Source organism: Pantoea sp. BJFS-204 (assembly GCF_049310725.1).
GTDB lineage: Bacteria > Pseudomonadota > Gammaproteobacteria > Enterobacterales > Enterobacteriaceae > Pantoea > Pantoea agglomerans.
The window spans coordinates 1,114,339-1,128,162 of the sequence record NZ_JBMOWE010000001.1; the positions used below are offsets into that span (position 1 = coordinate 1,114,339).

The window sequence follows — 13,824 nt, forward strand, 5'->3', positions numbered from 1 at the left end:
GCTAGAATTCCCGCAGATCCTGAACCGCATGCTGGGTTTTCATCAGGTTCTTCTCCGCCCGCTTCAGATCTTTCTTGGCGATAGCGACAAACAGCGCATCCAGAATATTGAGCTGGGCGATGCGTGACGCGGCGTTTTCACCCAGCAGATGCGATCCCTGAGAGGTTGAATTGAGGACCACATGCGCACTCTTCGCGATCGGGGATTCGGCATAGTTGGTAATGGCGATAACTTTCGCGCCATTCCTCCCCGCCAGTCTGACCGGATCGTTCACCGCACGCGTAGCACCCGAATGGCTGATGGCGATAACCACATCGTCATCAGATAACACGGCGGCTGACATCAGCATGATGTGGGCGTCGTCATAGGCTGTCGACTTAATGCCAATCTTCAGCATCTTGTGTGACAGGTCCCGCGCCACGGCGGCAGAACCGCCCACGGCGTAGAGATCGATATGACGCGCTTTAAAGATAATGTCCGCCGCACGATTGAATTCAGAAACATCCAGAATCGATAAGGTCTCTTCAATCGCCTGGATAGAGGTTCTGAAAACTTTGGCCAGCAACTGCTCCGACGAATCATCCGGCTCAATTTCCGCATGCAGCCCTGCCACTTCAGACTGGTTGTAATAGATCAGGCCACTTCTGAAATGCCTGAAGCCGGTGAAGTTAAGTTTTTTGGTAATCTTAACGATCATCGCTTCAGAGACATTATTCTCCCGCGCAATCTCCTTTAATGAGGATTGCTCGGTAATGTCGGTTCGGGCAATTATCGCCTCAGCTACCCGACGTTCTAACGGCGTCAGCTGGGGCAAACGCATACGAATCTGAGCGCCAATGGCTCGCGGATCTTGCTTCATTACTTGCCTCGGGTCGCCCGGTCAATCAACATCGCTATGATAATAATAAGGCCGGTAGCGAGCAATTGGTAAAAGGCCTGAATGTTCAGTAAGGTCAAGCCATTACGTAACGCACCGAGGATAACCACGCCGATCAGCGTTCCGAAGATACTGCCCTTGCCGCCCATTAACGACGCACCGCCAATGGCCGCCGCCGCAATCGCATCCAGTTCCCACAGGTTGCCGATGGTCGGTTCGGCAGCCCCCAGACGACCAATCAGAATCAGCGAGGCCAGTGAGGCAAGCAGGCCGGAGAAGATATAGACCGTGACCTTGGTGCGCTTAACCGGCACACCTGCGACCCGCGCCGCCTCTTCATTGCCGCCAATCGCCAGAATATATTCCCCCAGCGGGGTCTTATTCATCACCGTCCACAGCAGCAGCGCAATCACTGCCACAATCACAATCGGCGTCGGGATACCGAAAAGCGTACTGTTAATCAGGCTGCGAAATTCCAGCGGAATACCGAAGATGGGATTGCCGCCGGTGTAGATCAGCGCAATGGCCCGGAACAGCGACAGGCCGCCCAGCGTCACAATAAACGGCTGCAGCCCGGCATAGGCGATCAGTGTGCCGCTGAACAGCCCGCACATCGCGCCCACACCCAGCGTCGCGAGGATCGCCAGCGGCACCGGCACGCCCGATGCCATCAGGGTTGCACCCAGCACCGCAGAGAGCGCCGCCGTGGGGCCGACCGAGAGGTCAATCCCGCCGGAGATAATCACCAGCGTCATGCCCAGTGCAATCAGGGCGTTGATTGAGGACTGCTGCAGAATATTCAGCAGATTAGGCAGCGTGAAAAAGACCGGCGACAGAAACGAAAATGTCACCACGATAATCAGTAAGCCAATTAAGGTACCGGCATCACGCAGATTAAATTTAAGCCGCAGCGCAGGTCGGGTACCCGGCCCGGTAGATGTCTGAGTTGTCATAGTTATAACCTTAAATAGTGTCAGGTAAGCGGTCAGGCGGTCTGGTCGATATCTTTGATGGCATAACGGGCAATGTTCTCTTCGGTGATCGCGCTGCCGGTTAACTCTTTGGTTATCCGGCCCTCGCGCATCACCAGCACCCGATCGGAGATGCGCATGATCTCGGTCATTTCTGACGACACCACCACAATGGCTTTGCCCGCCTGGGCCAGTTTTTCAATCAGGTGATAGATTTCAGACTTGGCACCAATATCGATACCGCGCGTCGGCTCATCAAACAGAAACACATTGGCATCCGCCGCAACCCAGCGGCCGATGATCACTTTTTGCTGATTGCCGCCACTCAGCGTGCCGATGGTTTTCTCAATGTCGAGCGGGCGCAGTTTCAGGTCGCCCATGACCTTCAGCGCCTCGCGGTCCAGCCTGGCCTGGTTCATCAGCCCCGCCGACGTGAAGCGGTGCATCGACGGCAGCGCCATATTCATCTTCACCGCCCGCTCTTTGATAATGCCCTCTTTTTTGCGGTCTTCAGGTACCAGGCCAATGCCCGCCTTGATCGCCGCACGCACGTTGTGGTTCTTAACCGCGGCACCGTTGACGCTCACCGTGCCACGGGTGCGCCTGTCGATACCGGCAATCAGCTTCAGCAGTTCAGTGCGCCCCGCGCCGACCAGTCCGGCAATGCCCAGCACTTCGCCCGCACGAACGCTGAAGTTTGCCGCCACCACCTCATTGCCACGCGTCAGATCCTCTACCCGCAGCACTTCGCGATCGGTGACAAACGCCTGATGGTCAAGCTTGTCGATCTTCCGTCCGACCATTTTGGCGACGATGCTCTCCTCATCCTCATCATTGATGTTGACCACCCCAACCTGCTTTCCGTCACGCATAATGGTGGCGCGGTCGCACACCCGGAAAATCTCATTCATCTTGTGCGAGACATAGATCAGCGAGACGCCGGTCGACTTCAGATCGCCAATCAGCTCTGCCAGCCGGTCAAATTCGCGTGGCGTCAGGCTGGAGGTCGGTTCATCCATGGCGATTATTTTGGCGTCATCCAGCAGCGCCCGGGCAATCTCAACGATCTGCTGCTGCGATACCTTGAGGTTCCTGATCGGCGTATCGGGATCGATAGTGGGATCCAGCGTCTTCAGAATCAGGGTAGCCCGCGCCAGCTGGGCCTTTTTATCCACCCAACAGCCTCCGGCGCGGGTCAGCGGGCGACCCAGAAACATGTTCTGCGCCACGGAAAGCTCAGGCACATGCTGTAACTCCTGGTGGATCATCGCGATCCCGGCCTGACGGGCGCTGAGCGGACTGCGGATCTGCACCCGGTTTCCATTGACGCTGATCTCTCCGCTGTCCGCACCGCGAACGCCGGAGAGGATATTCAGCAGCGTCGACTTACCCGCGCCATTTTCCCCAATCAGCGCGTGCACCTCGCCGGGCCGCACTGAGAAATCGACATCCTGCAGCGCGGCGGCGTTACCGTAACTTTTGCTGATGCCACGCATCATTAAGCGAAACTGTTCCATACCCGCTCCCGCTGACTTATTGTTGAGCCAGCAGCTGACGCAACCGGTTGTTGTCTTTGGTTGAGAACGCCTCAACATTCTCTTTGGTGATCAGCGCCTGGGGTGTCGAAACAACGCGCGACAGTTTCTGTCCGTTGATCAGACGGATAATGACGTCCATCGCCACTTCACCGGTCAGCACCGGGAAACTGTCGACCGTGCCGGTCAGCTCGCCGCGCTTAATCGAGGCGTAGGCATCGGAAATACCGTCAGTGCCAAAGATGGCCACCTGTGATGCTTTGTTCTGCGCGCGTACCGCCTCCACCACGCCCAGCGCCATGGTGTCGTTGTTGGCGTAGAAGCCGATTAAATCAGGATGCTGCTGCAGAATGGTCGATGCGGCGTTAAAGGCCTGCTCGCGACTCCAGTTAGCGGGCACGCTGGCCACGATGGTGAACTTACCGGCGCTGTCCAGCGTCTCTTTAAAGCCACGGGTGCGCTGTCCGGCGGCATAAACCCCTGGCTGCCCTTCAATCACCGCCACTTTGCCGCCCTGCGGATGGTGCTGAATAAACCATTTCGCCACCCGCACGCCATTGTCCTTCTGGACGTTGCCGACGTAGTAGCGCGCATTCGGCATCACCGCATCATTAACGTTCACCACCGGGATATTTTTACTGTTGGCACTCTCCAGTGCAGGCTCCAGGTTGATATCGGTCTGCGGCGAAACCAGCAGGCCGTTAAAGCCCTGCGAGATCAGGGTTTCCGCAATGGAGAGCTGACCAAGCTGATCGTCTTCATTGGCCGCCGCCTGATAAGCGACAGTGAAACCATACTTTTTCGCCGCGTTCTGGTAGCCCTGGCCGAGTGAGCGCCAGTACTCATTGGTCAGGGTTTTCGATACCCCGCCAATCTTCAGCGACTTATCGACTTTTGGCAGTGCGCCATATTTGGTGTCGAGCTGGGTCCAGTCGGTGCGATCCGGTTCGGTATCGGATTGCAGCGGTGCCAGTTCTGCCGCATAAACCGTGCTGCAGAGCAGTGAGGAGGCGATAAGAGCAAGCAGGCGTTTTTTCATTTTTTATTCTCAGGGTGTTGGGTAGAGGTGTGATGTTTTTATGATTAATCGGCTGTCAGCGCGCCAGCATGATGTCATTGACGATCTGCTGAGAGGCCACCGCATCCTGACGCCCGATGGCCGCCAGTAACGCCGCGTTGTCGTGCAGCTGGTCACACAGCCTCAGCAGACGAGTCACGGTCGCAATATTGCTTTCTGCTTCACGGATCGGGTCAAGACCGCTGGCATCCGGGAAGGTATCGAAGTAGTAGGCACCGCGATAACCATCACGCTGCATCTGCCAGAGAAACTCCAGCGTGGCGCGTGGGTTAACTGAGCCGACCATCAGGCCGTCATCACGCTTGCCCCAGCCGTCATTAAGGTCCAGCCCCAGCAGCCGTGAGCGGCGCGCCACCATGGCGGCGGCGTAAGCCGGGATCTCATTGGCAAACAGTACATGAGCAAAATCCAGGGTGATCCCCAGGTTGGCGCAGCCCGCCTCTTCCACGGCCAGCAGACAGGTGGTGGCGTTGGGAAAGATGCTGTAGGCGCGTGGCTCATTGGGTTTATATTCGATGCTGACGTCAACGTCCGGTGCATACTCCGCCACTTCACGCACGGCGCTGACCGCATCCTCCCAGATCTTCTTATAGTCCGCCTGGAAGCAGTAATCGAAACCGTCCTGCCCCATCCACAGCGTCATCAGCCGTGAACCAAATTCCCGACCCGCGTCAATGCCCCGTTTGGTCAGCTCAATCGCTTCGCGACGCACTTTCGCGTCGGGATGCGTAAACGCGCCGATTTTGAACTGCGGCGCGTCCCAGCGCATCTGCATACCGTTAACGGCCAGACCCGCATCACTGATCGCCTGGCGCAGTGTGGGGATATCGCTGGTGAGATGTTGCGGAAAGTTGAGGTCGAGATGCGTTAAGCCTTTGACCTTGCCTGCACGGGCAACCATCTGCAGCACAGAGGGCTTACCCTGCTGATCCGGCCAGTAGAGGTGCGCCCCCGAGGCGAAAGAGTTAAGACGGGTAGCAAATTTCAGTTCCGACATGAGCATCAATCCTTCAGAGTGCGTATTGTGAAGTACTTTTCGTATTCACGATTAATTGTGAAGTCATATATTAATCTACGCCTCGCGGCTTAATGCGCAAGTCTGTCAGGCAGGAGAAATCGTTAAAGCGGGAGCGCTGTCACGAAATGGTTTCGATGCGTTATCAGATGATGTGAATGCGGAGATGAAAGAATTGAGATGAAATACAACAGGTTGTCGCGCGAAGCCGGGTGTGAGATCTGACAGGCAGAAGCATAAAAAAAAGCTGAGCGCCAGGGCGGCGCTCAGCGGGTCGGTTTTTTAAAAAATCACTTCAGACGGAAAGCGACAACGCTGTCGCCCGCCGTGGTGCCGAGCGAGCCGTGGCCGCCCGCGGCAATTACCACATACTGCTTGCCATCTTTGCCCATAAAGGTGGATGGCGTGGCCTGCGCACCCGCGCTCAGTTCAGTCTGCCACAGCAGTTCGCCGGTGGTGCTGTCGTAAGCACGGAAGAAGTTATCTGCCGTTGCGCCGTGGAACACCAGATCACCCGCCGTCAGCAGCGGTCCGCCGTGCGCCACCATACCCATCGGGAAACCGAGCGGGAAGCGGCCAGGCAGGAAGCTGGTCTTGAGGTTTTTGGTGGTGCCGACGCGACGCAGCCATTCGGTTTTGCCGGTGGTCAGATCCACACCGACCATCCGTCCCCACGGTGGCGCGATGCAGGGAATACCCAGACCCGACGCCATCTGCTGGATGTGGATAGCGTAGTCACCGTGGAAGTTCTCATTCCAGTACGGCGTACCATCTTTGGTGAAGGTACGCTGGGTTTCGGTTTCCGGCGTGCGTCTGATGAGGTTGTATTTGTAAGCCAGGCGCACCGGTGCCGCAATCAGCATCTGACGCTGTGGATCAACCGCTACTGAACCCCAGTTAAACACCCCGATGTTGCCCGGGAAGATCAGCGAGCCTTTCTCCGTTGGTGGCGTCCACGGGTTACCGTCATAGCGCAGCTCACGGAACGTGGTGCGGCAGGCCATCTGGTCAAACGGCGTAATGCCCCACATTGACTTCTCAGTCAGCGGCTGCGGAATGAAGTTCAGGCTGGAGACCGGCTGGGTCGCCGCATACTGCTCGCCTTTAATACCATCCGTGGAGACCTTAACCTGCTCTACCGGATAAACCGGTTCGCCGGTCAGGCGGTTCAGCACAAACAGGTTGCCGGTTTTGGTCGGCAGGATCACCGCCGGTTGCGGTTTGCCCTGATAGTTGATGTCCACCAGCGACGGCTGTGACGGATTATCGCGATCCCAGAGGTCGTGGTTCGAACTCTGATAACGCCATTTGAACGCACCGGTTTTCAGATCCAGTGCCACCAGCGCATCACGGAATTTTTCAGTGTTGCTGGCGGGATCGCGTTCAAGTCCCACTTCATCCGGCGAGGCGTTACCAAACGGCACATAGACCAGGCCGTTTTTCAGATCGGCGCTCAGGGTGGCCCAGGCGACCGGGGTATCCTGCGGATAGGTTGCCCCTTCAGCGACCGGTGCGGTGTTATCCGGGTTAGCCGGATCGAAGTTCCACACCAGACGACCGCTGACGGCATCATAGGCACGGATCACACCTGATGGGTTACCGCTGTTGAAGCCGTTATCCATCACCGAACCGCCGACAATCACCAGGTTGCCTGCCACCAGTGGCGCGGCAGTCTGCATCAGCGCGTGCGGACGCACCTCGCCCATGTTGGCGCGCAGATTCACCACACCGTTGTCACCAAAGTCAGCACAGGCTTTACCGGTATCGGCATCCAGCGCCAGCAGGCGGGCATCGGTGGTGGCATTGAAAATACGCTTGCGGCAGATGGCCGGCGATGCGCCCGTCTGCTGCTGCGCCTGCTGACCGGCATCGAAGTAGCTCACGCCACGACAGGTCTGGTGCTGCTGCAGATAAGAGCGGTTTTTATCCGGCGTCGTTTTCCACTTCACCGCACCGGTTTCCGGGTCAAGAGCATGGACTTCGTTGTGCGGCGTACAGAAGTAGAGCATGCCGTTGGCTTTCAGCGGTGTCGCTTCAAAGGTGTATTCGGTCGCATCATCACCCTGACGCAGGTCGCCGGTGTGATAGGTCCAGGCCACTTCAAGATCTTTCACGTTATCTTTAGTGATCTGCTTCAGCGCCGAGAAGCGCTGGCCATCTGTGGTTCCGCCATAGGCGCTCCACTCTTCAGCGGCACCGCCGGTCGCAGAGGCGTTGCGCGGCGTATTAATGGCGCCCTGCTGCGGCAGCGGATCGTAGAAGCAGAGACCGATGACCAGCAGCACCATCAGGACGACGGAACCCCCGAGGAAAGGATGGAAACGACGCTGCCCCTGATAGAGCGGACGCACCACCCACGGCAGCGCCAGCCAGAGACCCAGCACGCCAAACAGGTCGCCGCGCGGGATCCACTGCCATTTGTCGAAGCCCACTTCCCAGATAGTCCAGAACAGAGTGATCCACATCAGCAGCGCATAAAGCGTCAGTGCACTGCGTTTGTTCATCAACAGCAGAATCGCGCTGAGCAGAACGCCCACGCCCATCAGCGCATAGAACGCGCTGCCTCCTGCAAGCAGGAGTTGTCCTCCCATGTAAATCAGGGCGATAGCAAATATCACCATGATTATACTGGTTATTTTATTGATCATGATCCATCCTCGGGTCATTAGCGGCAATTGAAAGGTTAAGCTGGAAACATAAATTCAACGAGATTTTAACTTACGCACGAAATATGTAAAAACGTGTATAAGCGTTAATCATTAGAAATATTTATTATAAATGTCACCTGTTAATGCGGTCAGGCCGCTTTTTTTACTTTCTGAAGGGCTGATTACGGGATATCCATCACAAAAAATTAACCATAGGCTGCTAATGACCGCACCTTTTGTTCAAAGGCGATTAATTAACAGACAAGCCGCCCTTCTGTAACGCCAGCTAAAGTGTGCCCGACGAAAGTTTTTCAGAGTCAAATAATCATAATGGTTTATTAACTCTGTTCTGAAATAACTCTTATTGCTGAAATCGGGAATGTTACTGCCCTGCTGTTATTCTTGGCGGCTTCATCAACGCTGGTGCGGTGTTGCTGCTGTTCAAATGATTTAATTGTGCCAGCCTGAACGCGTTTTTTATTATTTTCCTGAAAAATAACACTCAGGAAATAGATTAATGAACAAAGGGATTTTGCCGATGAAAACGATTTCAGATATTCCGTAGCATGACGCTTATTTTATCTGTGATATATATCAGCTCTCTTATATTCGTTTATCCGGCCAGCAGGCGGGATTTTTCTGGCAGCAATAAACCAGGCAGGTTAACTATGACCGCACTTCACGCTATTTATCGCAAGTTTCGTTTCCCTTTTAAGTTTCTTAATGCTGCCATTCGCTATCCTGCCGCGCAGGCACGGGTAAAGCGTTATTCCGTTATGTCGATAGAAGAGACTGTCGATCTGTTATTACGTAACCCACAATTATCCCTGGCCCGTTATGGCGACGGTGAACTGGAAATGACCTGGTATAAAAATATCGGTTTTCAGCCATTTGACCCGAATCTCTCTGCACGGCTAAAAGCCTTGCTGCAGCAGGATTCAGGGGCCAATCCGAACTGTCTGATCTGTCTGCCGGATGCCTTTCGTACCACCCGTAATATGCGGAGCGGGTCGGCCCTGTTCTGGTTCTTCCATAAATCATTTTATTTTAAATATTATGAGGCTCTGCTGAATAAACAGTACCAGTATGGAAATACCTCGGTGACCCGTCCCTATCACGATTATAAAGGCAAGCAATTATCCCGGACGATATTTGATAAGTTTAAACAGCTCTATCAGGGCCGCCGGGTATTAATTGTGGAAGGCAGTGGCACACGTCTGGGATTAGGCAATGATTTACTGGAGGGAGCCAGCGAAGTGAAACGTATTACGACGCTGAACCGTAATGCCTTTTCCGTCTATGATCGTCTGTTTGATACCGTTTTAAAGAATGCCGTCAACTTTGACCTGGTCTTGATTTCATTAGGGCCGACCGCAACCGTGCTGGCATATGATTTAAGTCAGCACGGTATCCGCTGTATTGATAGCGGCCACGTCGATATTGAATATGAGTGGATGCTGGCCAGTGCCACCAGCAAAATAAAAGTGGACGGAAAAAACGTCAATGAGGCGGGCGTACTGCTGAGTGAACAGACTACGGTGGCAGATGCGACTTATCAGCAGCAGATTTTACAACACGTTGGCGAAATACCCCAGGTCGGGACGGCTGATACAGAAGCAGTCACGCAAGCCGTGGTTATCCCGCTGCCACACGTCAGCCCCAACCATCATAACGCCGCCTGAGCCTCACCACCGACAGGCAGCGGCTGCACCGCATTGAAGCGCAGGCGAATTATTAGCGGGATCAGTTAACCCCCTTCGGAGCGGGCTCAGCGGCCCTAACCCTGTGCTTGTCCGCGGTTTGCCGGATAAATACCCTTTCCGGCATCAATTTTGCTTCTGCTCTCCTGAGACATTTAATCAGGAGAAGTGAGATGACAACCAGCCGTTACCGTTACACCATATTTTCACTGCTGTTCCTGATCGCCCTGATCAACTATATCGATCGCGGCGCCCTGTCGTTTGCGGCCAACGCCATAGCGGCGGAGTATCACTTCAGCAAAGTCCAGCTCGGTGCAGTGCTGGGCTACTTTGGCTTTGGCTATCTGTTTGGTTCGCTGTGTGGCGGCTTTCTTGCCGACCGTATCGGCACGAAAAAAGTCTGGCTGCTGGCAGGCGTACTCTGGTCGCTGCTGGAGATCGCCACCGCCTGGGCGGGGGAACTGGGCATGGCGCTGTTTGGCGGATCCGCCATTATGGGCTTTGCTGCCCTTCGCATTATGTTTGGTTTTTCCGAAGGCCCGGCCTATGCGCTGATGAACAAGGCGATTGCTCACTGGGCACCCGATAATGAGCGCGGCTTTGCGCTGGGCATCGGCCTGCTCTCGACCCAGGTTGGCGCGCTGCTGACCGCCCCGATTGCGGTGGGCCTGCTGCTGCTGACCCATGACTGGCGCATGATGTTTATCCTGCTCGGTGTTTTCTCCCTGCTGGCGATGGCGCTGTTTGCCCGCACCTTCAGCGACAGCCCGGAGAAAAGTCCACATACCAACGCCGCAGAACGTCAGCTTATCCAGACCGGTCAGCGCCGCAGCGCTGGCGACAGCGTACCACTGCCCTGGTGGCGCTTCTTTACCAGCCGCACCCTGGTCTGCAACGCGCTGGGCTACTTCTCATTCCTCTACATCACCTTTACCCTGGTGACCTGGATGCCGAAATATCTGCAGGATAATTTCCATTACGACCTGCACTCACTGTGGTACGTCGCGATGATCCCGTGGAGCGGCGCCTGTATCACGGTGCTGCTGGGCGGTCGCATTGCCGATGCCCTGCTGGCTCGCTTCCGTAATCTGCGTCTGGCGCGCAATCTGTTTGCCGCCGTCACGCTGTGCGGCACCGCCTGCTGCTTTATGGCGATCCCCTATGTGCAGTCGGCTGCGGGGATTATTGCACTGATGACCCTGGGCAATGCGCTGAATGCACTGGTAAACAATGTCTACTGGTCGGTGGTGATTGATGTCACCCCTAAAGCGTCGGTGGGTACCTACAGTGGCATGACGCTGGCGATAGCCAATCTGGCAGCGATTATCTCTCCGATGCTCTGCGGCTGGCTGGCGGAATATTACGGCTACAACGCGATGTTTACCGTCACCGCGCTGATCGCCTTTGGCAGTATGCTGGCAATGACGCTGCTGCAACCGGAGAAGCCGCTGGTGGCCGAGGCGCAGACCGGCGCAGCGGACGTTTCTGCGGCCTGATCTTAAAAGAGGATTTCCTGACACGCGGGTGATCACACACCCGCGAAGAGTGACACTCCCTGAAAGGCAGCCCCTCAGGCGGCCTGACCTTGTTATTGGGCGGGATAAATTGACTGTTCGGGGATGCCCCGACGATCCCAGCGGCTGGCGATCAGCCATAACAGTGCCGTCGCAAACCATCCGATGATCCACGAGACATCATTACCGGCAAAAATCCAGGTCAGCGATCCATGGTGCAGCGGATTATCGATAAACGGCAGTTGCACCAGCACGCCCAGAAAATAGACGGTAATGCCGGCCAGGTTCCAGCGTCCATAGCGCCCGTCCGGCTGCGACAGTGCCGGGACATCAACTCTGCCCCTGGTGATCAGATAGAAATCGGTCAGGCTGATCGCGCTCCACGGCACAAAGAAAGCCAGCAGAAACAGCAGGAAGTGGGTGAAGGATTTCAGAAAGGCCGGTTCACTGAGCAGAGCAATGACGCAGGCCAGCGTAACCATAAGCACCACAAACAGAATGCGCCCACCCCGACTCAGCGTGGTTTTCTGCCGGAAGCCAGAGACAATGGTGGTCAGTGACATAAAACTGCCGTAGGCGTTCAGCGTCGTAAACGTGATTTTTCCAAAGCAAATGGCGAAATAAATCACCATGGCCATGGTCGCCGTGCTACCCATGCTCACGATGTAACCGACCTCATTGCCTGCAAACGCACTTCCGGCAATGGCAGCGACAATCACCCCCAGCGTCATTGACGCCTGCGTGCCAAGTACGGTGCCAAAAAAGACTGAACTGAAGAGTTTCTTTGCGGAGACATCAGCTGACAGATAGCGTGAATAGTCAGAGACATAAGGACAGAAGGCAATTTGCCAGGATGAAGACAGGGAGACCGCCAGCAGGAAATTTGCCGGGGTAAAGTGCTGATTCTGCCACACGGCTGATAAGTCATGCGCAGAGAACAGCGTGATAAACAGATAAGCAAAGGCTAAAACGCCAATGACGCTCGCCAGCTTGCCCAGTTGATGAATCACGCGATAGCCCAGCACCGCAATGATCACGATGAGGGTGCTGAACAGGATCATCCCGGTTGAATGACTGACATGGATAAGTTTAGCCAGCGCCTGCCCGGCTAATACTGTCCCGCTGGCTGAAAATCCCACATACATAATGCACACCAGCACCAGAGGAATAACAGCACCAAACACGCCAAACTGCATACGGCTGGTGATCATCTGCGGTAAACCCAGGCGCGGACCCTGGATCGCATGCAAAGACATGATCGCTGCACCCAGAATCTGCCCCACCAGTAAGCCGATAAGAGACCACACGACGTCTCCACCCAGCACCACGGCCAGCGCACCCGTGACAATAGCCGTGATTTGCAGATTGCCACCAAACCAGAGCGTGAACTGGTTAAAGGGATGACCATGACGTTCACCCAGCGGGATGTAATCAATGGAGCGGGTTTCTGACAGGCCCTGTTTCTCTGAGCCTGAATAATCTGATACAGATGATTTGACCGACATAGATTCCTCGCTGGAACAGTGAGAGACGTGTTGACTGAAAGCGTGATTTGCCCAATCCAGGGTTGAGAGTACATGTCTATACAAGCAGCGATATTGTCATGCGCATCGGGAAGTTACAAGGCAACCGGTCATTGGAAAATGTGATGATATCGACAGGCCTGTCATGATGGGGCAGGAAAGGATGAGGGAGCGCGGGGACCTGTTTCCGGGGGATAACGCCCTTATGGCGGGGCGTAAAACGGGAGTAAGGCATTTTGTTCGATCACCGCTACAGGCGACAGCGATGATCGGGTAACGCGTACGATGTCAGGCCTGTCAGTTTCAGAGTGTGCGGAAGAGGAAAAACCCTGACGGTTACCCTTTAGCCACTACCCGCTGACGATGACAGTCGGCCGGTTCCAGTTTTTGCCCCTGTGAAGAGATAACCTCCAGGCGTGGCAGCGGCTTTCCTTCCGCATTATCCAGCAGCACGGAGTGGGTTTCGCCCTTCTCAAACAGGTAACGCTCGCCCCACTGGCGCATCGCGACCACAACCGGAAACAGCGAACGGCCTCTTTCGGTCAGGACATATTCGCTGTAGGCGCTGCCGTCGGAGGCAGGCGCAATCTCAAACACCCCTATCTCCACCAGCTGCTTCAGGCGTGACGCCAGGATATTTTTCGCCAGCCCCAAATTCCGCTGGAAGTCACTGAATCTGCGGACGTCATCAAAGGCTTCACGCACGATCATCATGCACCAGCGCTCACCTATCGACTCCAGGGTTCTGGCGACCGGACACTCGCTGGTTCTCAGGGATTCCTGCTTAGCCATGCTCTTCTCTCACGCTGCCTGTCTCATGATGGCAGTTTAGCCACTCCGAAAAGAAGTTGCAAAAAAAAACCAGCCCGGTTAAAGATATCGCCAATCCAGTTTCAAATAAAAACCAGAAAGGAAAGCAACATGACCTGTACGATTGGCAAGATGCGTGATCCTGAAGCCGAT

10 protein-coding genes are annotated in these 13,824 nt (G+C 55.3%); 2 read left to right on the forward strand and 8 right to left on the reverse strand.

Annotated features, from left to right (window positions below; all coding sequences use genetic code 11):
- Window position 1: 1 nt before the first annotated feature.
- The 6 genes from ACO6VX_RS05065 to ACO6VX_RS05090 form a co-directional block, all read right to left on the reverse strand.
- On the reverse strand, window positions 2-859 hold the full coding sequence (locus tag ACO6VX_RS05065) for a MurR/RpiR family transcriptional regulator (protein WP_010244943.1): 858 nt from the start codon (window positions 857-859) through the stop codon (window positions 2-4).
- On the reverse strand, window positions 859-1,830 hold the full coding sequence (locus ACO6VX_RS05070) for an ABC transporter permease (protein ID WP_010244946.1): 972 nt from the start codon (window positions 1,828-1,830) through the stop codon (window positions 859-861). Before ACO6VX_RS05070 ends, ACO6VX_RS05065 begins: the two co-directional genes overlap by 1 nt.
- A 32-nt stretch (window positions 1,831-1,862) precedes the next feature.
- Window positions 1,863-3,365 carry a sugar ABC transporter ATP-binding protein gene (locus tag ACO6VX_RS05075; RefSeq protein WP_192072668.1) on the reverse strand — a complete coding sequence of 501 codons (1,503 nt, stop codon included), beginning with the start codon at window positions 3,363-3,365 and terminating at the stop codon, window positions 1,863-1,865.
- Between the two features lie 16 nt (window positions 3,366-3,381).
- Window positions 3,382-4,422, reverse strand: a complete 1,041-nt coding sequence (locus ACO6VX_RS05080; protein ID WP_031592324.1) for a substrate-binding domain-containing protein — start codon at window positions 4,420-4,422, stop codon at window positions 3,382-3,384.
- 55 nt (window positions 4,423-4,477) lie between these two features.
- On the reverse strand, window positions 4,478-5,458 hold the full coding sequence (locus ACO6VX_RS05085) for a TIM barrel protein (RefSeq protein WP_022625661.1): 981 nt from the start codon (window positions 5,456-5,458) through the stop codon (window positions 4,478-4,480).
- 308 nt (window positions 5,459-5,766) lie between these two features.
- A complete protein-coding gene (locus ACO6VX_RS05090) occupies window positions 5,767-8,124 on the reverse strand; it encodes a membrane-bound PQQ-dependent dehydrogenase, glucose/quinate/shikimate family (protein WP_191921260.1) in 2,358 nt (785 codons plus the stop codon).
- 668 nt (window positions 8,125-8,792) lie between these two features.
- Between ACO6VX_RS05090 and ACO6VX_RS05095 the strand changes: the two genes are divergently transcribed.
- Both ACO6VX_RS05095 and ACO6VX_RS05100 read left to right on the forward strand, forming a co-directional pair.
- Window positions 8,793-9,806 carry a GT-D fold domain-containing glycosyltransferase gene (locus ACO6VX_RS05095; RefSeq protein ID WP_179257562.1) on the forward strand — a complete coding sequence of 338 codons (1,014 nt, stop codon included), beginning with the start codon at window positions 8,793-8,795 and terminating at the stop codon, window positions 9,804-9,806.
- Between the two features lie 191 nt (window positions 9,807-9,997).
- Window positions 9,998-11,320: an MFS transporter gene (locus tag ACO6VX_RS05100; RefSeq protein ID WP_010670137.1), complete on the forward strand. Its 1,323-nt coding sequence runs from the start codon at window positions 9,998-10,000 to the stop codon at window positions 11,318-11,320.
- 92 nt (window positions 11,321-11,412) lie between these two features.
- Here ACO6VX_RS05100 and ACO6VX_RS05105 read toward each other — a convergent pair whose 3' ends face one another.
- Window positions 11,413-12,843 (reverse strand): purine-cytosine permease family protein, encoded by a 1,431-nt coding sequence (locus tag ACO6VX_RS05105; RefSeq protein WP_422457825.1) that lies wholly within the window; start codon window positions 12,841-12,843, stop codon window positions 11,413-11,415.
- A 354-nt stretch (window positions 12,844-13,197) separates the two neighbouring features.
- On the reverse strand, window positions 13,198-13,653 hold the full coding sequence (locus ACO6VX_RS05110) for a winged helix-turn-helix transcriptional regulator (protein WP_033757616.1): 456 nt from the start codon (window positions 13,651-13,653) through the stop codon (window positions 13,198-13,200).
- Between the last annotated feature and the right edge of the window lie 171 nt (window positions 13,654-13,824).

What these genes read in the sequence shown, in the direction of transcription:
- ACO6VX_RS05065 (WP_010244943.1), bottom strand. Translation starts at nt 859, where the DNA reads ATGAAGCAAGATCCGCGAGCCATTGGCGCTCAGATTCGTATGCGTTTG.
- ACO6VX_RS05070 (WP_010244946.1), bottom strand. Translation starts at nt 1,830, where the DNA reads ATGACAACTCAGACATCTACCGGGCCGGGTACCCGACCTGCGCTGCGG.
- ACO6VX_RS05075 (WP_192072668.1), bottom strand. Translation starts at nt 3,365, where the DNA reads ATGGAACAGTTTCGCTTAATGATGCGTGGCATCAGCAAAAGTTACGGT.
- ACO6VX_RS05080 (WP_031592324.1), bottom strand. Translation starts at nt 4,422, where the DNA reads ATGAAAAAACGCCTGCTTGCTCTTATCGCCTCCTCACTGCTCTGCAGC.
- ACO6VX_RS05085 (WP_022625661.1), bottom strand. Translation starts at nt 5,458, where the DNA reads ATGTCGGAACTGAAATTTGCTACCCGTCTTAACTCTTTCGCCTCGGGG.
- ACO6VX_RS05090 (WP_191921260.1), bottom strand. Translation starts at nt 8,124, where the DNA reads ATGATCAATAAAATAACCAGTATAATCATGGTGATATTTGCTATCGCC.
- ACO6VX_RS05095 (WP_179257562.1), top strand. Translation starts at nt 8,793, where the DNA reads ATGACCGCACTTCACGCTATTTATCGCAAGTTTCGTTTCCCTTTTAAG.
- ACO6VX_RS05100 (WP_010670137.1), top strand. Translation starts at nt 9,998, where the DNA reads ATGACAACCAGCCGTTACCGTTACACCATATTTTCACTGCTGTTCCTG.
- ACO6VX_RS05105 (WP_422457825.1), bottom strand. Translation starts at nt 12,843, where the DNA reads ATGTCGGTCAAATCATCTGTATCAGATTATTCAGGCTCAGAGAAACAG.
- ACO6VX_RS05110 (WP_033757616.1), bottom strand. Translation starts at nt 13,653, where the DNA reads ATGGCTAAGCAGGAATCCCTGAGAACCAGCGAGTGTCCGGTCGCCAGA.